At 70.5% G+C, this 16,797-nt stretch carries 18 protein-coding genes; 5 read left to right on the top strand and 13 right to left on the bottom strand.

Annotation, left to right across the window (positions count from 1 at the left end; genetic code table 11):
• Positions 1-35 precede the first annotated feature (35 nt).
• Positions 36-158, top strand: a complete 123-nt coding sequence (locus tag FHX82_RS25750) for a ribosomal protein bL36 (RefSeq protein ID WP_145937336.1) — start codon at positions 36-38, stop codon at positions 156-158.
• A gap of 91 nt (positions 159-249) precedes the next feature.
• Here FHX82_RS25750 and FHX82_RS25745 read toward each other — a convergent pair whose 3' ends face one another.
• From FHX82_RS25745 to FHX82_RS25695, 11 genes are all read right to left on the bottom strand, one after another.
• On the bottom strand, positions 250-450 hold the full coding sequence (locus FHX82_RS25745; protein WP_145937337.1) for a hypothetical protein: 201 nt from the start codon (positions 448-450) through the stop codon (positions 250-252).
• A 212-nt stretch (positions 451-662) separates the two neighbouring features.
• On the bottom strand, positions 663-974 hold the full coding sequence (locus FHX82_RS25740) for an EthD family reductase (RefSeq protein ID WP_145937338.1): 312 nt from the start codon (positions 972-974) through the stop codon (positions 663-665).
• Between the two features lie 23 nt (positions 975-997).
• Complete coding sequence (locus FHX82_RS25735; RefSeq protein WP_145937339.1) at positions 998-1,984, bottom strand: PHP domain-containing protein; 987 nt, start codon at positions 1,982-1,984, stop codon at positions 998-1,000.
• Between the two features lie 442 nt (positions 1,985-2,426).
• Positions 2,427-4,112: a chaperonin GroEL gene (groL, locus tag FHX82_RS25730; RefSeq protein ID WP_145939008.1), complete on the bottom strand. Its 1,686-nt coding sequence runs from the start codon at positions 4,110-4,112 to the stop codon at positions 2,427-2,429.
• Positions 4,113-4,124: 12 nt separating this feature from the next.
• On the bottom strand, positions 4,125-5,150 hold the full coding sequence (locus FHX82_RS25725) for an NAD(P)-dependent alcohol dehydrogenase (RefSeq protein WP_145939009.1): 1,026 nt from the start codon (positions 5,148-5,150) through the stop codon (positions 4,125-4,127).
• Complete coding sequence (locus FHX82_RS25720) at positions 5,147-5,830, bottom strand: iron-sulfur cluster assembly protein (RefSeq protein WP_145939010.1); 684 nt, start codon at positions 5,828-5,830, stop codon at positions 5,147-5,149. Before FHX82_RS25720 ends, FHX82_RS25725 begins: the two co-directional genes overlap by 4 nt.
• Positions 5,830-6,867 carry an amidohydrolase family protein gene (locus FHX82_RS25715; protein WP_145939011.1) on the bottom strand — a complete coding sequence of 346 codons (1,038 nt, stop codon included), beginning with the start codon at positions 6,865-6,867 and terminating at the stop codon, positions 5,830-5,832. The genes FHX82_RS25720 and FHX82_RS25715 overlap by 1 nt, the downstream gene beginning before the upstream one ends.
• 11 nt (positions 6,868-6,878) lie before the next feature.
• Positions 6,879-7,253 (bottom strand): propane 2-monooxygenase effector subunit MimD, encoded by a 375-nt coding sequence (gene mimD, locus FHX82_RS25710; RefSeq protein ID WP_145939012.1) that lies wholly within the window; start codon positions 7,251-7,253, stop codon positions 6,879-6,881.
• Positions 7,250-8,422: a ferritin family protein gene (locus tag FHX82_RS25705; RefSeq protein WP_145939013.1), complete on the bottom strand. Its 1,173-nt coding sequence runs from the start codon at positions 8,420-8,422 to the stop codon at positions 7,250-7,252. Before FHX82_RS25705 ends, mimD begins: the two co-directional genes overlap by 4 nt.
• A gap of 6 nt (positions 8,423-8,428) precedes the next feature.
• Positions 8,429-9,466 carry an FAD-binding oxidoreductase gene (locus FHX82_RS25700; RefSeq protein ID WP_145939014.1) on the bottom strand — a complete coding sequence of 346 codons (1,038 nt, stop codon included), beginning with the start codon at positions 9,464-9,466 and terminating at the stop codon, positions 8,429-8,431.
• Position 9,467: 1 nt separating this feature from the next.
• Positions 9,468-11,117: a ferritin family protein gene (locus tag FHX82_RS25695; RefSeq protein ID WP_145939015.1), complete on the bottom strand. Its 1,650-nt coding sequence runs from the start codon at positions 11,115-11,117 to the stop codon at positions 9,468-9,470.
• A gap of 181 nt (positions 11,118-11,298) precedes the next feature.
• Between FHX82_RS25695 and FHX82_RS25690 the strand changes: the two genes are divergently transcribed.
• From FHX82_RS25690 to FHX82_RS25675, 4 genes are all read left to right on the top strand, one after another.
• The gene (locus FHX82_RS25690) at positions 11,299-13,077 is read left to right on the top strand and encodes a sigma-54-dependent Fis family transcriptional regulator (protein WP_145939016.1); all 1,779 of its coding nucleotides are present in this window, start codon (positions 11,299-11,301) and stop codon (positions 13,075-13,077) included.
• 110 nt (positions 13,078-13,187) lie between these two features.
• Complete coding sequence (locus FHX82_RS25685) at positions 13,188-14,396, top strand: MFS transporter (RefSeq protein ID WP_145939017.1); 1,209 nt, start codon at positions 13,188-13,190, stop codon at positions 14,394-14,396.
• A 54-nt stretch (positions 14,397-14,450) separates the two neighbouring features.
• Positions 14,451-15,308, top strand: coding sequence for an SAM-dependent methyltransferase (locus tag FHX82_RS25680; protein ID WP_145939018.1), 858 nt, complete (start codon positions 14,451-14,453; stop codon positions 15,306-15,308).
• 7 nt (positions 15,309-15,315) lie between these two features.
• Entirely contained in the window at positions 15,316-15,999 is a 684-nt protein-coding gene (locus FHX82_RS25675; RefSeq protein WP_373308569.1) for a GNAT family N-acetyltransferase, read from the top strand.
• A 10-nt stretch (positions 16,000-16,009) separates the two neighbouring features.
• On the opposite strand, the gene FHX82_RS25670 is transcribed toward FHX82_RS25675, so the two are convergent.
• The gene (locus tag FHX82_RS25670; RefSeq protein ID WP_145939020.1) at positions 16,010-16,483 is read right to left on the bottom strand and encodes a MarR family winged helix-turn-helix transcriptional regulator; all 474 of its coding nucleotides are present in this window, start codon (positions 16,481-16,483) and stop codon (positions 16,010-16,012) included.
• A 16-nt stretch (positions 16,484-16,499) separates the two neighbouring features.
• On the bottom strand, positions 16,500-16,712 hold the full coding sequence (locus tag FHX82_RS25665; RefSeq protein ID WP_145939021.1) for a hypothetical protein: 213 nt from the start codon (positions 16,710-16,712) through the stop codon (positions 16,500-16,502).
• Positions 16,713-16,797 lie beyond the last annotated feature (85 nt).

Genomic DNA, 16,797 nt, shown 5'->3' with positions numbered 1-16,797 from the left:
GGATGTTGTGCGGGGTGCGAGAGAAAGGAGCGAACATGAAGGCCAGGAACTCGGTCCGGTCGCTCAAGCAGAAGCCCGGCTCGATAGTGATCCGGCGGCGCGGGCGCACGTTCGTGATCAACAAGCGTGACCCCCACTGGAACACCCGCCAGGGTTGAGTCTTACCGGAACGAGAGCCCCGCGGTGCGCGCCGCGGGGCTCTCGTGGTTTTTCAGGGTTTCGTGGTTTTCAGGGTTTCGTGGTTCGGGGTCAGGCCGCTTTGCGGTCCCCGGGAAGGAGAATCGGGTCTTCCTCGGCGGAGCCGTCGGCCAGCCGCAGGGCATGGCCCAGCACCGCGAAGAGCTGCTTCGTTTCCGCCAGTGTCAGTTTGATGTCGAACCTCCGGAAAGTCTCCTCGAACACAATCCGTGGTGCGACTTCCCGATCGCCCTGCATGAGGTACACCACCATTTCGCAAGGCGAGTGTTCGATGCCTCCGCCGTGCGACCTGAAGTCGTGGCGCGTGGGATCTTCGGAGGTCAGCCACATCCGGTGTTCCCATTCGGACAGATGCCGACGATCCTCCTCGTAATCGGAGTGGCCGTGGAACCGGTTGCACCAATCAGGTTCGTATGCGCATTCGCACGGGGTTGCACAATCATGCGCCCGACAGGCAGCCTTCCTCAGACGACCTTCTCGACCTCGGTGAAACCGATGTGGACCGTGCCCGGGGACGCGAAGTTGGCCACGTCAGCGTTCGCCTCCCGCCCGGCGGGTGTGGCCAGCGCGGCGAGCGCGTCCTCCTTGGTCTCCCAGTCCAGGACGGCGATCAGGAAGTGGTCGGGCATGGAGCCGTCGGGGAACTCGTAGACGCCCCACTCGAAGGCGAGCAGGTTGGGCAGCTTGGCCACCAGGGGAGCGTGCACGTCGCGATAATGCTGCAAAAACCGCTTCGGCTCGGCCGGGTGCTCGTACACCACCGTCATGCGGTACATGGATCTTCCTCTCGTGCGACGGATCATCGGACCATTTCCTCCGCCGTGCGGGTGTTCAGCACCCGCTCCGGCCCGACGCCCAGTGCCTCCGCCCGGGCGCAGCCCGAGTTCTGCCAGTCGAGCTGGCCTGGGGCGTGGGCGTCGGTGTCGATGGCGAACGTGCAGCCCAGCGAGACGGCCAGTGACAGCAGCTCGTCGGGGGGATCCTGGCGTTCCGGGCGGCAGTTGATCTCCACCGCGGTACCCGCGTCGCGGCAGGCCGTGAACACCGCCGTGGCGTCGAAGGCCGACTGGGGGCGGCCTCGGCCCGTGATCAGGCGGCCCGTGCAGTGGCCCAGCACGTCCGTGTGCGGGTTCTCCACCGCCGCGACCATGCGGGGAGTCATGTCCCGCGCCGGCATGCGCAGGTGGGAGTGCACGCTCGCCACCACCACGTCCAGCCGCTCCAGGAGGTCGTCCCGCTGATCGAGTGAACCGTCCTCCAGGATGTCCACCTCGATGCCCGTCAGGATGCGGAACGGGGCCAGCTCGGCGTTCAGCTTCTCCACCAGCTCCAGCTGCGCCTCCAGCCGCTCCGGCGACAGGCCCCGCGCCACCGTGAGCCGCGGCGAGTGGTCCGTCAATGCGATCCACTCGTGCCCCAGTGCCCGCGCCGCCTCGGCCATCTCCCTCGGCGGACTGCCGCCGTCCGACCAGTCCGAGTGCGTGTGGCAGTCACCCCGCAACGCCGCCCGCAGGGCCGAATCCACGCCGGCCGGTGCCGACGACAGCAGCTTCGTCAGGTACTCCGGCTCCTCCCCCGCCGCCGCCTGGGTGATCACCGCCGCGGTCGCCTCGCCGATGCCCGGCAGCGCCTTGAGCGTCCCCGCGTCGATGCGCGAGGTCAGCTCTCCCGGCGGCAGGTCGCCGACCACCGCCGCCGCCCGCCGGAACGCCCGCACCCGGTACGTGGGCGCCCCGGCGCGCTCGAGCTGGAAGGCGATCTGCCGCAGCGCCCACACCGGATCCATGTCCGAGGAATACCACGGGCCGCGCCCGCTCGCGCGCCACACGCGACCGCACCCCGGCGAGGAGGTGGGCGGCAGCGCACCCGGCCGGGCCACCTCCCGCGGCACGACGAGGACATACCGGGCTCAGCACCGCACTGGCAGCCCTCACCTGACCGGACAGCGGCGCGCCCGCCGTCCTGGGGAAACGCTCCATCCTGCGGAACGGCGAGCCCTCACTCCACCGGCAGTGGCGAACCCCCGACCCCAGTGCCCGCGGGAGCAGCCCGGGTACCGCGGCACGACGAGCCAGCCACCTCGTCACGCCAGAGCACGCCGTCCGCTCCCGGTGCGCCCAAGCCAACCGCCGCCCATGGGCACGACCAGCCAACCGCCGCCACCACGCCGGAGGCCCACGCAACGCCGCCCCGCCAGCTCCCGGTGCGCCCAAGCCACCCCCGAACCCTCACCCCACCGAAGGGCCCATCCCCAACGACTGGGGCGTGCTGGAATCCGGCGAAGGCTGGTGCAGGCCCTCGTCGAGCGGCCCGTACTCCGTCATCAGCGCCGGGCTGCCGCCCCACGGGGTTTGCTCCTCCGCGACCAGCGAGTTGGTCGTCAGCAGCAGCCCGGCGACCGACGCGCCGTTCTGCAGCGCCGATCGGCACACCCGCAGTGGGTCGATGATTCCCAGCTCCACCAGGTTCCCGTACCGGCCCTCCAGCGCGTCGAAACCCTCGTCGTCCGCCATGTCCGCCACCCGCGACACCACCTCGTGCGCCGGATAGCCCGCGTTCGCCGCGATGAGGAACGCCGGTTCGCTCAGCGCGCGCCGCACGATGTCGGCGCCCGTCGCGTAGTCTCCTTCGAGCCCCAGGTCCGTCAGCACGCGCGACGCGTGCAGCAGCGCCGCACCGCCACCCGCCACGATGCCCTCCGCCATCGCCGCCCGGGTGGCCGACAGCGCGTCCTCCACCCGGTGCTGCAGCTCCTTCAGCTCCGCCGGCGTCGCCGCGCCGACGTGGATCATCGCCACCTTGCCCGTCAGCGCCCCGATCCGCTCGGTCAGCACGTCCTCGTCGATGCCGAACTGCGCCCGTTCCAGCTCCGACCGCAGCTGCCGCACCCGGAAGTCCACGTTCGACCCCGCCCCGCCGACGATCGTCGTCCGGTCGGCGGTCACCCGCACCTGCTGGGCGCGGCCCAGGTGCTCCAGCGTCATCGTCTCCATCGTGAACCCGGACTGCCGCGACAGCACCGCGCCGCCGACGACCGCCGCCAGGTCCTCCAGCTTGTGCAGCCGCCGGTCGCCGAACCCCGGCGCGCGCACGGCCACCGACCGGAACACTCCGTTGACGTGGTTGTGCACCAGCATGCTCAGCGCGGGCCCCTCGACGGTCTCGGCGATGAGCACCAGCGGCCGCGGCTGCCGCATGATCCGGTCCAGCACCGGCATCAGCTGCTGGACCTTCGTCACCTTCTCCGCGCACATCAGGATGTACGGGTCGTCCAGCACGGCCTCCAGCCGTCCCGGATCGGTGACCAGGTACGGCGACAGGTACCCGTTGTCGAACTCGAAGCCTTCCACGAAGTCCACCGACATGCCGAGCTCCGGGGACTCCTCGACCGTCACCACTCCCCCGTCGCCCACGGTGTGCAGCGCCTTCGCGATGACCGCGCCGACCGCGTCGTCGTCGTTCGCCGAGATCGCCGCCACCCGTGCGTAGTCCTGTTCGGACACCACCGGGTGCGCGACCTTCTCCAGATGCTCCACGAGCCGCGCAACGGCATGGTCTATACCACGCTTCACGAGCACCGGGTTGCCGCCGCCCGCGATCGCCCGCATCCCCTCGCGCACGATCGCCTGCGCCAGCACGGTCGCCGTGGTGGTGCCGTCGCCGACGACGTCGTTCGTCTTGATCGCCGCTTCCTTGACCAGCTGCGCCCCCATGTTCTCGAACTGGTTCTTCAGATGGATCTCGCGGGCTATGGTGACCCCGTCATTGGTGACGACGGGGGAACCGGTGATCTTTTCGAGGATCACGTTGCGCCCCTTGGGACCCAGCGTGGACTTGACCGCCTCGGCCAGCTTGTCCACTCCGGACAGCAGCAGGTCGCGGGCTTCCGTGCCGAACCGCAGTTCCTTGGCCATCGTGACGACTCCCTACGGCGTGAGGATCGCGCGGCCGCGGACCCGGCCGGCGTCGAGGTCGGCCAGCGCGTCGAGCGCGGCGTCCAGCGGGTACTTCCGGGTGTGCAGGGTGACCCTGCCGGCCTGCGCCAGCACCATGAGCTCGACCAGGTCGTTGTAGGTGCCCACGAGGTTTCCCACCACGGTGCGCTCGGTGGAGATGAGGTCGATCGCCGGGATGTCGAGGTTGCCGCCGTAGCCGATGACGAAGTGCGAGCCGCCCCGCCGCGTCATCGCGAACGCGTCCTGCTGCGCGCCCTGTTCCGCGACGAAGTCGAGCACGACCTCGGCGCCGTGCCCGGCGGTGAGGTCCAGCACCGCCTCGACCTGCGCGCCGTCGGCGAGCACCGTCTCGTCGGCGCCGAGCTGTTCGGCGAGCTTCAGCGCCTCGGGGTTGCGGTCGACCACGACCACCGTGGTGGCCGTGAGCGCGCGCAGCGACTGGATGCCGATGTGCCCGAGGCCGCCCGCGCCGTTGACCACGCAGACCGTGCCCGGGTACAGCAGCGGCACTGCCTTGCGCACGGCGTGGTAGGCGGTGATCCCGGCGTCGGCGAGCGCCGCGACGTCGGCGGGCTCGGTGCCGCGGTCGAGCTTGATGCAGGCCCGTGCCGAGGTGAGCAGGTACTCCGCCATGCCGCCGTCGCAGTCGATGCCCGGGAACGCGCTGTTCTCGCAGTGCATGTCGTCGCCCGCGCGGCACGCGTGGCACAGTCCGCACGTCGGCGTGGGATGCAGGATCACCGTGTCGCCGACCTCCACAGTGGACACTCCTGGGCCGATCTCGTGCACCCATCCGGCGTTCTCGTGGCCGATCGTGTAGGGCAGCCGCACCCCCGACTTCTCGGCCCACTGCTGTTCGATGATGTGCAGGTCGGTGCGGCACACTCCGGCGCCGCCGATTTTCACGACGACGTCGAAGGGTCCCGTCGCCCGCGGCTCCGGTACCTGCTCGACCACGGGCTGCCGGTGGTACTCGTGCAGCCGGACGGCTTTCATCCCGTGCCCTCCTGTTCTCCGGTCCCCGGGTAGCGCACGCGCAGCATTCCGCGGCACACCCCCGAGTTGGCCTCCATGCTGGTGCGCGTGACGCGGGCGACGGCCAGGTGCCGCCGCACCGCCCCCGCGCCGATCCCGCCGCCGCTGTCCGGGTCGACCAGCAGCGGCGCGTCGTCGCCCGCGGGCAGGCCGAGCTCCCGGCGGCGGGCCCGCAGCCGGTCGAGGTCCCGGCTCGGCGGGACCTCGCCGAGGGTCAGCGCCGGGGTGACCTCGGCCCCGGCCGTGCGCACCGTCCGGCACACGCGGTCGGTGCCCGCGAGGACGGCCTTGCGCAGGAAGTCGCGGCGCAGGCTGTCCAGCTCCGCCACCGCCTCGCCCTCGAACGACGCGACGAACCCGGCCCGCGCCGCGACTCCCCGGTTGATCGCGTCGGCCGCGAAGTGGTCCAGCAGGATCACTTCCACGGCCTCGGCGCCGGGGACCGCGGACACCGTGTCGTAGGCGTCCGCGACCATCAGGAAAGCGAAGTTCGGCGCGCAGAAGTAGGTGGGCAGGCGCAGTTCGACGCGCACCGCGCCCGCCACCACCTCGCACCGGGCGACGAACCCGAGGTCCGTGAGGGGCTCGTCCAGCTCCGGGTCCCGGACCGTGCCCAGCGCGGCCCAGACCGCCGCGCGCATCACGGGTTCGGTACGCCGACCGGTTCGACGACCTCAGGTGCGTCCAGCCGCAGCTCCGCGGGCACCTCGATGTCGTAGAGCCGCGCGGCGTTGAGCCCGAGGATCTTCTTCTTCTGCGCGACCGTCAGCGGCGGGAAGTCCGACAGCTCGTCGTCGGGCGGCATGTTCCAGTCGACGAAGCCCTCGACCTGCCACTTCGGCTCCCAGATCGCGTAGTCGGCGCCGAAGATCAGCTTGTCCTCGCCGAGCCAGAACATCAGCTCGCCCATGACCTTCGCGAAGAACTTGGGCCGCGCGTGCATCAGCCCGCCGAGCACCACGGCCAGGCCCGCGTACACGTTGCGCTCCTGCGTGGCCATGAAGCAGAAGTCCTCGATGCGCGGCAGGCCCACGTGCTCGACGATGAAGTTGAGCCCCTGGAAGTCCGTCGCCACGTGGTCCACATCGGAAACGTCGAACGCGTCCTTGTCCAGCGGCCAGATCGTCGGTCCCTTGTGGATGTGGATGTTGCGGACGCCCAGCTCCTCGCACTTCGCGAGGTACTTGGCCGCCTCCGGGTCGGTCAGGCTCCAGCCGCGTGAATCGCCGCGCCACTCGGCGGTGTAGAGCTTGACGCCCTTGCAGTCGTACCGCTTCACGCGCTCGGTGAACGCCTTCATGCCCGCGTCGCCTTCGCGCGGGTCGAAGTAGGTGTTCACGAGGAACTTCCCGGGGTGCTTCTCGGCGAGCGCGCCGTCGGTTTCGGTGGTGTTGAAGCCCTCCCGGTACCACTGCCGCAGGTTGGTCGGCTGGAAGATCGCCTTGTCCACGTGCCCGGCCTCGAACAGGTCGTGCATCATGAGCTCTTCGGAGTACTTCTGGAACCGGTCGATCGGCCAGTGCGTCTCCTTCGGGCCCAGGCCCTGGTAGGCGTGGAAGCACTCGATCCAGCCCTTCGCGTACTCCTCCTGCCCGGCCACCCAGTTCCCGGGGCTCGCGTCCCAGAAGTGGGTGTGCGCGTCCACCACGAAGTACTTCTCGCCGTCCTTCTCGTACACGGCAACCCCCTTCAGGAGATCGGCTTGAGGTCGAAGTCGAGGTACTCGGCGGCGTCCTCGGGGTTGGCGAACATGATCGTGCGGTCGTCGAGGTGGACCATGCGGCCGTAGTGGGTGGACATGCTCTCCTCGAACTCCGCCGCGTCGAACCAGCCCTCCTCCTCGCCGGCGGCCTCGTCGATGTCGGCGTACACCACGTCGAAGCGGCCGGTGCCGTCGACGCGGATCATCGACGGCAGGTGGGTGATCTCGACGTTGCCGAGCTTGCCGAGCACCTCCGCGACGATGGTGCCGACCTGGTTGTTCATCAGGGTGAAGCCGCACCGGTTGGAGGCGGTGCTGTCCGCCTTGAAGGGGCTTTCGGTCCGGGAACTCGTGGTGGTCACTGGTTCAGCTCCTTCGGTGCCTGCAGGCCGAGGTCGGCCACGATGCCGCCGAAGCGGCTCTTCACGCGGTCCAGGCCGTCCTCGAACCGCGGGGGCTTGGCGTCGGGCTGCGACCACAGCGGCTGCAGCGTGCGCGCGGCGTGGAGGCACCGCGGCACCCAGTCGGCCAGCCACTGCTGCATGAGACCGCGGTTGTGCTCGGCGAACTCGCGGTCCTCCGTCAGCGGCTGGAACATCGCGCGTGTGTAGCGCAGGTCGCGCTCGGAGAAGTCGTACTCCGCCGCCCCGACCAGGGTCGGCGTGACGAAGTCGCCGTTGGCCGGCGCCGCCTGCTGCACCAGGTTGCTGCGGAACAGCTCGCCCACCAGCGGTTCGAACACGACGTTGGCGGCGAACACCGCCTCCGCCCAGTCCCAGATGCCGGTCAGCTGTTCGGCGACCTCGCGCACGCCCTGCCACGCGGGGTCGGAGTTCCACGTCGCCAGGTGCGCGGTGCCGTCGAAGCCCTCGACCTCCTCGGTGAGCGTCAGGTTGTACAGCGCGAGGTCCTGCGCCGCGCGGATGCGGTGCATGCTGTTGACCGCGATGGCCGTGTTGTGCATGTTCGTCGGGCCGCGGCGGTTGGCGTTGGCGAACAGGTACAGCCCGAGGCCGTGGTCGACGTGCATCCACGCGCCGACGTGGTGCGCCACGAAGTTCGTCCAGTTGCGGTTCCACTGCTCGAACGCTCCTGCCTGCCGTGCCGCCTCGATGTTCTGGTTGAGCTGGCGGACCACGTTGGCGTTGTAGCGGTAGAGGGTCAGCTCCCACTCCTCGTTGGGGTCGCGGAACTCGTGCCAGCCGTGCGCGGGCCAGTCGTAGCCCCGGCCCCCCGATCCGGGGCCACGCTCGGGCACCGGCCGGTCCGAGCCCCACGCCTTCAGCTTCGTCCAGTCCAGCGGGTAGCCGCCCTGGCCGTCGGCGAAGCCGTACAGCCAGCCCTGGGCGAGGTAGTGCCGCGGGTCGGGTTGCACCTCGACGGTCACGTCCTCGTAGTGGCTCTGCTTGCGCTTGGCCGGGTTGAAGTAGTTGAACCGCCGCAGCTGCGAGTCCGGGAACTCCCTGGCGCCCGCCTCGGCGTCGGTGAAGACCGGTTTCGGCACACTGCGTGCGGTGGTCGGCGTTGACATCGGCTTTCACCCTTCGCCCGTGGTCGTGAACTTGTCGTAGAAGACGCGCTTTTCGGAAACACCCAGCGCGGGCAGCAGTTCCAGCGCCGCCTCCACCATCGGAGGCGGCCCGCACACGTACGCGTCGGCGCCGCCGAGCCCGGTTTCCCGCCGCCGCAGGACGTCGGTGATCAGCCCGGTCTCGCCGTCCCAGTCCGCACTGTCCGGTTCGGACAGTGCGGGGACGTACCGGAAGTCCGGCAGCTTCTGCTCCAGCGCGCGCAGCTCCTCGGTGAAGCAGAGGTCGCGGCGGCGGCGCGCGCCGTAGTAGAACACCGTGCGGCGGCTGATCCCGCGTTCGGCCATCGACCGCAGCAGCGCGAGGATCGGCGCGATCCCGGCGCCGCCGCCGAGGAACAGCAGGTCCGCGTCCGGGTTGTCCCGCAAGGTGAACACCCCGAACGGCCCGGTCACGTCCAGCCGGTCGCCCGGGCGCAGCCGGGTGTCGAGGAACTGCGAGAACAGCCCGCCCGGGTAGACCTTGATGACGAACTCCAGGCGGCCGCCCTCGCGGCAGGACGTGTTGGCCATCGAGAACGAGCGGGTCTCGTCCGTGCCCGGGACCGCGAAGTCCAGGTACTGCCCCGGGAAGAACCGCAGCGTCTCCGGTTCCACCAGCCGCACGACGAGGTGGCGCAGGTCGTGCGTGACGGGCTCGTTCGACACCACCTCCACCACCGACTCCTGGATCGGCAGTCCGGAGTGGATCATCTCCTCGTCGTAGTTGAGCAGCTCGATGGTCAGGTCCTCGTACGCGTGCGCCCGGCACAGCAGCGTGTAGCCCTCCTCCTTCTCGAAGTCGGGCAGCGCGAACGTGGAGTACCGCTCGTGCTCGAAGTCGTCGCCTTCGAGCACGAAGGACTTGCAGGAGGCGCACTGCCCCTCCTTGCAGCCGTGCATGAGCATGACGCCCTGTTCCGCGGCGGCCCGCAGGATCGTCTGCTCCTCGTCCGCCTCGATCTCGATGCCGACCGGCTCGAAGCGGACCACGTGCTTTTCGGCCATGTCAGCCGGCCGGCGCCGGACGGCCCGCGGGCCCCTGCCGGTGGTAGTCGGCCACGAACGCGGCGCGCTCGTCGTCGCTCATCTGGTTGAGCAGCACGTTCGGGCTCTGCACCTCGGGCATGCGGCGCAGGTGGTCCAGCGTCCACATCTGCTTCGGGTCGAGGTCCAGGTGCGGCTGGGCGACCATCGTCTTGCCGTCGTCCCGCACGAAACCCATGTCGGCGACCACGTCGGCCCAGTTCCAGCCGTGGTACATGGTCTCCCACTCGCGGGCGCCGATCAGCTTGCCCATGTTGGGGGTGTTGCGGCCCTGGTAGGTCGGCCGGAAGGCGGTGGCGTCGGTCCAGTGGCAGGTCTCCGAGCAGTAGGTGCGCCACTGGCCGTCGACCTCGTCGGTCACCATGTCCTCGCGCACCAGGCACGGCACCATGCAGGTCCAGCAGCGGTGCGGGTACACGTAGTCGACGTCCTCGGCGACGATCGGGTGGTGCCCGTTCGGCCTCGACAGGCGGTTGTAGTTCTCCCACCACTTGCCGTACCGGTCGTACCAGCCGGGGTACTTCGACTCGAACCACTCGAAGTCCTCGTCCGTCATCGGGTCGATCCGCCAGTAGTTGGCGAGCCAGCCGGTGGCGAAGAACTGGGCGACCTCGTGCACGTAGCCCTTGTTCCAGATCCGGTTCCACGCCTCCTCGATGAGGTCGTGCGGGATGGTGAGCCCGTACTTCTCCAGCGGCACCAGGTAGCTGCGATAGTAGTCGTCGTAGATCCAGCGGCGCCACATCTCCGCGTAGCTCTCGCGGTCCTTGCGGCGGTCCTTCGTGCCGTACTCGATGAAGGTGCCGATCGCGGCGTCGACCACGCAGTGGTTGTTCCACCAGGCGTAGCGCAGGTCGCGTTCGAGCAGCTGGTGGTTGCTCTCGTCGGACAGCGCCATCAGCAGGGTGGCGTAGCCGTTGGAAATGTGGCGGGACTCGTCGGACTGCACCGAGTGGAACACCGTGGGCAGCAGGTAGTCGCCGTTGGCGGCGGCCTCGGCGGGCATCGCGACGAACAGCGTGTTCGTGAAAGCGGTTTCCGCGACGATGGTCAGGTAGATGCTGGCCGCGGTGATCGCGTCCCCGGTGATGAACCCCTCGGCGAACTGGCGGCCGATCGTGCCGCAGTAGTCGTTCTGGAAGTTGCGGAGACTGGAGTTGAACCCGGCGGGGTCGATGTAGTTGTTCATGTACAGCCGCTTGAGGTTCTGCTGGATCGTCGAGTGCCGGACCTCGTCGATCATCTGGATCGCCTGCCCGTTGTGCAGCTCCGGGTTCGGCACCGTGCGGAACAGCAGCGGCATCGCGCGCGCCGCGGAGATCTCCGGCAGCGGGATGATGGACAGGAACAGCTTCTGCCACTCCAGCCAGCGTTCCTGGACCTGGCGGAACATGTTGCCGCGGATCGCGCCGTCCTCGGCGCCGTACACCCGGTGGTCCTTCTCCTCCTGCATCGGGAAGTACGACCGCAGGACCTGCTTGAGCGGGTCCTTCTTCTTGGCCTTCGAGAAGGTGTAGTCCGTGCCGTACTGGGACACCGGCTCGTGGTAGGCCGGTTCCCAGGACAGTTCCTGGATCTTCTGGTGGGCTTTCGCCACGCTCTGGCGGCTCATGTCGGCTCCTTCACGGCGCAGAAGTCTGTGCCGACGATTACAAGCCGCCCGGCGCCGCACGCGGGTCTCAATCTGAGACATCCGGTTCACGCCCGCGGCGGGTGTCTCAATCTGAGACACCGGCACCGCACGCGCCGGCCTACCCTGTGACGAGCGACACGACGACGTGCCGGGAGGCCCAGTGGAGCACGCGCCCGCGATCCTGCCCGACGACGAGGGCCTGGCTCGCACGCGCGAACGGTTCCTGACCACGGAGACGATCGAGCCGGGGCAGGTCCGCAGGCCGATACTGGCGTCGTGGTGGCGTTCCCGCGAGCTGCGCGTGCCCGCCGACCGCATCGACACCCCGTACACCGGCGACCTCGACCCGGAAACCCCGCTGCTGCGGGGCGCCGCGCCCGTGCTCGAACGGCTCGCCGACCAGCTGGAGGGCCAGCCGATCAGCCTGATCCTCACCGACGCCACCGGCGTCGTGCTCACCCAGCGCACCGGCGACGCGGACCTGCACCGCCACCTGGAACGCGTGGAGCTGGTGCCGGGCTACAGCTACGGCGAGCGGTTCGTGGGCACCAACGGCATCGGCACCGCGCTCGAAGACGGCCGCCCGACGTCGGTGTTCGGGCACGAGCACTACGCCGAGCACCTGGAGAACCTCGCGTGCGCCGGCGTGCCGATCCAGCACCCCATCTCCGGCAAGACGCTCGGCGCGGTCGACCTGACGTGCTGGCGCAAGGACGCGGGCGGGCTGCTCGTCGCGCTCGCCCGCTCCGCCGCGGAGCAGGTCCGCCAGGCGCTGCTGACGCACAGCAACCTGCGTGAGCTCGTGCTGTTCCAGTCCTACCTGCAGGCGTGCCGCCGCACGACGGGCATCGTGCTGGCGTTCAACGACGACGTGGTGATGATGAACGACAGCGCACGCCGCCTGCTCGACCCCGCCGACCAGACGATGCTGCTCAACCGCGCGGGCCAGGAGCTGAGCGTCGCCCGCCGCGCGAGCGTCACCCTCACGCTGTCGAGTGGCAGCAAGGTGCGTGTCTCGTGCCGGCGGGTGACCGGGGACCGCGAAGGCGACGTCGCGGGCGGGGTGCTGTCGGTGAAGCTGCTCGACAGCGACGAGAGCACCGGCACGTCCCTGCCGATGCTGCCGATGTTCCTGCCCGGCGTGGTGGGTTCGGCGCCGCCGTGGCTGCGGGCGAGCCACGACGTGGACGCCGGTTTCACCCGCGGCGAGTGGCTGGTGCTGGCCGGCGAGCCGGGCACCGGCAAGTACACCCTCGCGCGCGGGGTGCACCAGCGGCGCAACCCGGCGGGCCGGCTGCACGTGCTCGACGCCGCCCGGATGACCGCGGACTGGCACGACGACCTGCGCCGCGAGCTCGTCGACGACCCGGTGGACACGCTCGTGATCCGGCACGCGGACCGGCTCGCCGGGCCGGACCTGCACACGCTGGTGTCGGTGCTGCGCGAGGCGCGGGCGAAGACCTGGGTGACGATCACGCTGCCCTCGGACGCGGAAACCGATCCCGAACTGCTGGCCTTGTTCCCGCGCACGGTCACCGTGCCGCCGCTGCGCCGCCACGCCGAGGACCTGGGCGACCTGGTCCCGCTGTTCCTCGCCCGGCTCGCGCCCGGCGGCACGCTCACCTGCTCCCCCGCCGCGCTGCACCTGCTCATGCGCGCGAGCTGGCCGGGCAACGTCACGCAGCTCTACCGGGTGCTCAAGCAGATCACCAAGCGCCGCCGCACGGGCACGATCGTGCCGACCGACCTGCCCGCGGAGTACCACGCGCTCACCCGCCGCCCGCTCAACCGGTTCGAGACGGTCGAACGGGACGCGATCGTGCGCGGGCTGGCCGACGCGAACGGCAACAAGGTGCGCGCCGCGAAGCTGCTGGGCATCTCGCGCGCGACGATCTACCGCAAGATCCACGAGTACGGGATCGTGACCCCCGACCGCTGAACCGTTTCGTCCCTTTTCCGCGTGACGAGCCTTACTCCGCGTGCCCGTCCGGGAATGCCGTGTGGCTCCCCGGAGCTGGCAGGAGGCGTCGCCGTTTCCGGAGGAGGGTCATGTCGGACGACGTCCAGCCCGCGCGGAGTCTCCGCCTCGTCATGGTCGTGCTCGCGTTCTCGTGCGGCGCGACCGTGGCCAACCTGTACTACCCGCAGCCGCTGCTCGACGAGATCGCCGCCGCGTTCTCGGTGAGCCAGGGCGCGGCCGCACTGGTGGTGACGCTGACCCAGCTCGGTTACGCCGCCGGGATGGCGCTGCTCATGCCGCTGGGCGACCTGCTGGAGAACCGGAAGCTCGCCGCGCGCACGCTGGTGTTCACCACGGCGGCGCTGCTCGTCGCGGGCCTGTCGCCGGTGTTCGGGCTGTTCCTCGCCGCGTCGGTGCTGATCGGGCTGACGTCGGTGGTCGCGCAGATCCTCATCCCGTTCGCCGCGCACCTGGCGCCCGAACGGGAGCGCGGCCGGTTCGTCGGCACGGTGATGACGGGGCTGCTGCTGGGCATCCTGCTGGCCCGCACGGTGTCGAGCCTCGTGGCCGCGGCGTGGGGCTGGCGCACGATCTACCTGGTCTCGGCCGCGCTGATGCTGCTGGTCGCGATCGCCGTCACCCGGCTGCTGCCGCACCGCGACCCCGGGCACGACGTGCGCTACCGGCAGCTCATGCGGTCGGTGCTGACCCTCGTGCGCGAGGAGCCCGCGCTGCGGCGGCGGGCGGGGTGCCAGGCCCTGATGTTCGGGGCGTTCAGCGCGTTCTGGACCACCGTGGCGTTCGAGCTGACGCGGCAGCACGGGCTGAGCCAGACCGGGGTCGGGGTGTTCGCGCTGGTCGGCGCCGCGGGCGCGGCGGCCGCGCCGATCGCCGGCCGGCTGGGCGACCGCGGGCACGGCGTGCTCGGCAGCGGCGCGGCGCTCGCGCTGGGCGCGGTGGCGATGGTGGTGGCCGACCTGGGCGTGCACAGCGTGGTGGCGCTGGCGGTGGCCGGGGTGCTGCTGGACCTGGCCGTACAAGGGCACCAGGTGCTCAGCCAGCAGGAGATCTACGGGTTGCGGGCGGACGCGCGGGCGCGGATCAACACGGTGTTCATGACGACCATCTTCGTCGGCGGTGCCGTCGCGTCGGCGATCGCGGGCGCCCTCTACGATGCGAGCGGCTGGACCGGGTCGAGCCTGTTCGGCGCGGCACTTCCGGTGCTCGGGCTGGGGATCTGGGGCTACTCGCGGGTACGGGCCCGCCGCGACGCGGTCGCCGTGCCCGCGTCGGGCTAACCCCCGTCCGGCCAAGATGAATATTGTTCACATCCGACCGCGGAGGAGGTCCTGGTGCTCGGCCACGACGAAGCACTGCGTGCCGTGGAAAGCAGCCTCGACCGGCCGTCGGCCGCGCGGGTCTACGACTACCTCCTCGGCGGCGACACCCACTACGCGATCGACCGCGAGTTCGCGCACAAGATCCGCGACCGCGTGCCGCTGATCGGGCAGTACATGCGCACCAGCAGGCAGTTCCTGGCCCGCGCGGTGCGCCGGGCCGCGCAGCTGGGCCTGACGCAGTTCGTCGACATCGGCTCCGGCCTGCCCACGGCGGGCAACGTGCACGACGTGGCCGACGAGACGCGGCCGCAGCGCGACACGCACGTGGTGTACATCGACAACGAGCCGGTCGCGCTGGCGCATTCGACGCTGCTGCTGGCCGACACCGCCGACCCGGACCGGCACCGCGCGATCGCCGGGGACCTCAGGCAGCCGGGCGAGGTGCTCGAACGGGTGCTGGACACCGGGATCATCGACCTGGAGCAGCCGGTCGCGCTCGTCGTCAACGCGGTGCTGCACTTCATCAAGGACGAGACGGATCCGGACGCGATGCTCGCGGAGTACCGCGAGGCGCTCGCGCCGGGCTCGCTGCTGGTGCTGTCGCAGATGACGAACGAGAACCCGCGCGGCGAGGACGAACGCCAGGCGCTGGCGGACCTCGTGGCGTACTACGAGGAGACCACGAACCCCGCGCAGCTGCGCACGACGGAGGAGTTCAGCCGCTTCTTCGGCGACTGGGAACTGCTCGAACCGGGGCTCGTGTACGCGCCCGCGTGGCACCCCGACGAGGACACGGTGTTCGCGGCGCAGCCTTCGGAGTCCCGGGTGATCGGCGGCGTGGCCCGCAAGCCCGGGGCACGGCCGTCCTGACGTGACAGTGAACGACGAGGCCGTGCTCGACGACCCGGTGGGTGAGTCCCTCCGCGGCCACCACGCCCATCTGGCCCGGCGGCTCGGCCGCGCGGCCACCTACGCGCCCGAGGTGGCGACCTTCGCCACCCTCGCCCCGGACCCGGGCCCCCGGGACTGGTCCGACCTCGCCCGGTTGCTCGGCCCGGACGAGTTCGCCGACCTCTTCAGCCACCCGGCGGTTCCGCCACCGGAGTGGGAGCCGGTGTTCGAGCTTCAGGGCCGGCAGCTGGTGTGGGGCGGCGGCACGGTGTCCTCCGTGGACGCGGGGGTGGTCGAGCTGGGGGCGGACAGCGTGCCGGAGATGCTCGATCTCGTCGCGCGGACCCGGCCGGGACCGTTCTGGTCGCGCACCCGCGAACTGGGCACGTACCTCGGCGTGCGGGAGAACGGCGCCCTGGTGGCCATGGCGGGCGAACGGCTCCGTCCTCCGGGCTGGACCGAGATCAGCGCGGTCTGCACGGCTCCCGAAGCACGGGGTCGGGGGTACGCGGCCCGCCTGGTCACCGCGCTCGTCGCACGGGTGCTGACCCGCGGCGAACGGCCGTTCCTCCACGTCGCCGAGGCCAACACCGGCGCGATCGCGCTGTACGAACGGCTCGGGTTCCGGCTCCGCAAGCCGGTGACCTTCCGGGGCTTCCGCACCCCCTGACGACGGCGGCTCAGGCCGTCTCCTCCGCGCCGGACTGGTCGGCCATCGCCTCCAGGCGGACGAGCAGGCGGTGCAGCGACGGGAGCGCGTTCAGCACGCGGGCGCGGTCACGGGCCGGGATCTCCGCCAGCGCGCGGGAGACGACTTCCTTGCGCCCCCGCGTGAACTTGTCCAGCACCCGCCGGGCGCGCGCCGTGGGCACGAGCAGGACTGAGCGCTTGTCGAGGTCGGAGGGACGGCGTTCGAGCAGCCCCTCGCCGACCATGTCGCGCACGAGGTTGCTGACCGTGGGCCGCGCCAGGTGCAGTTCGAGCGCCAGCTGCGCGGGTGGTAGCGGCCCGGTGCGCACGAGCGTGCGCAGGACGGCGACCTTCGCCTCCGGCAGGGTGGGCAGTCCCTCGGCGACCCGCGTCGCCCGGATGATCGCACGGCGCATCGGCGCCATGAGGCGCAGCAACTGCTCGCCGGGGTCCGGCTCGGTCATACCTGACCAGTACCGCTCAAGTCGCGCGCTGTCGAGGGAAACCCGCCGACGAGGTGCGGCGCCCCGGCCGTGACGGCCCGCGCCGCCTCCGCCGTGGTGTGCGGCCTTCGGTGACAGCGCAGCCCGGCGGTTCAGCGGGAACACCGTCGAGCATGGCGAGGAACCAGACCACGTCGTCGATCAACTCGGCCGCCGCCTGGTCGTCGTCGGCGCGCTCGTCGTGCGTCATGCGTTCACCCTGGCGACGGGCGTCTCGTCGCGCGCGGAGTTTCGCCGATGGCGAATCCGCCGAGAGCGAAACCCAAACTGTCCAC

This window comes from Amycolatopsis bartoniae, from assembly GCF_014191255.1.
Taxonomy (GTDB): domain Bacteria; phylum Actinomycetota; class Actinomycetes; order Mycobacteriales; family Pseudonocardiaceae; genus Amycolatopsis_E; species Amycolatopsis_E bartoniae.
This window is presented reverse-complemented; position numbering and strand designations above follow the sequence as displayed.

What these genes read in the sequence shown, in the direction of transcription:
- FHX82_RS25740 (WP_145937338.1), bottom strand. Translation starts at nt 974, where the DNA reads ATGTACCGCATGACGGTGGTGTACGAGCACCCGGCCGAGCCGAAGCGG.
- FHX82_RS25695 (WP_145939015.1), bottom strand. Translation starts at nt 11,117, where the DNA reads ATGAGCCGCCAGAGCGTGGCGAAAGCCCACCAGAAGATCCAGGAACTG.
- FHX82_RS25705 (WP_145939013.1), bottom strand. Translation starts at nt 8,422, where the DNA reads ATGTCAACGCCGACCACCGCACGCAGTGTGCCGAAACCGGTCTTCACC.
- FHX82_RS25725 (WP_145939009.1), bottom strand. Translation starts at nt 5,150, where the DNA reads ATGAAAGCCGTCCGGCTGCACGAGTACCACCGGCAGCCCGTGGTCGAG.
- groL (WP_145939008.1), bottom strand. Translation starts at nt 4,112, where the DNA reads ATGGCCAAGGAACTGCGGTTCGGCACGGAAGCCCGCGACCTGCTGCTG.
- FHX82_RS25720 (WP_145939010.1), bottom strand. Translation starts at nt 5,830, where the DNA reads ATGCGCGCGGCGGTCTGGGCCGCGCTGGGCACGGTCCGGGACCCGGAG.
- FHX82_RS25750 (WP_145937336.1), top strand. Translation starts at nt 36, where the DNA reads ATGAAGGCCAGGAACTCGGTCCGGTCGCTCAAGCAGAAGCCCGGCTCG.
- FHX82_RS25745 (WP_145937337.1), bottom strand. Translation starts at nt 450, where the DNA reads ATGGTGGTGTACCTCATGCAGGGCGATCGGGAAGTCGCACCACGGATT.
- FHX82_RS25700 (WP_145939014.1), bottom strand. Translation starts at nt 9,466, where the DNA reads ATGGCCGAAAAGCACGTGGTCCGCTTCGAGCCGGTCGGCATCGAGATC.
- FHX82_RS25665 (WP_145939021.1), bottom strand. Translation starts at nt 16,712, where the DNA reads ATGACGCACGACGAGCGCGCCGACGACGACCAGGCGGCGGCCGAGTTG.
- FHX82_RS25735 (WP_145937339.1), bottom strand. Translation starts at nt 1,984, where the DNA reads ATGGATCCGGTGTGGGCGCTGCGGCAGATCGCCTTCCAGCTCGAGCGC.
- FHX82_RS25670 (WP_145939020.1), bottom strand. Translation starts at nt 16,483, where the DNA reads ATGACCGAGCCGGACCCCGGCGAGCAGTTGCTGCGCCTCATGGCGCCG.
- FHX82_RS25685 (WP_145939017.1), top strand. Translation starts at nt 13,188, where the DNA reads ATGTCGGACGACGTCCAGCCCGCGCGGAGTCTCCGCCTCGTCATGGTC.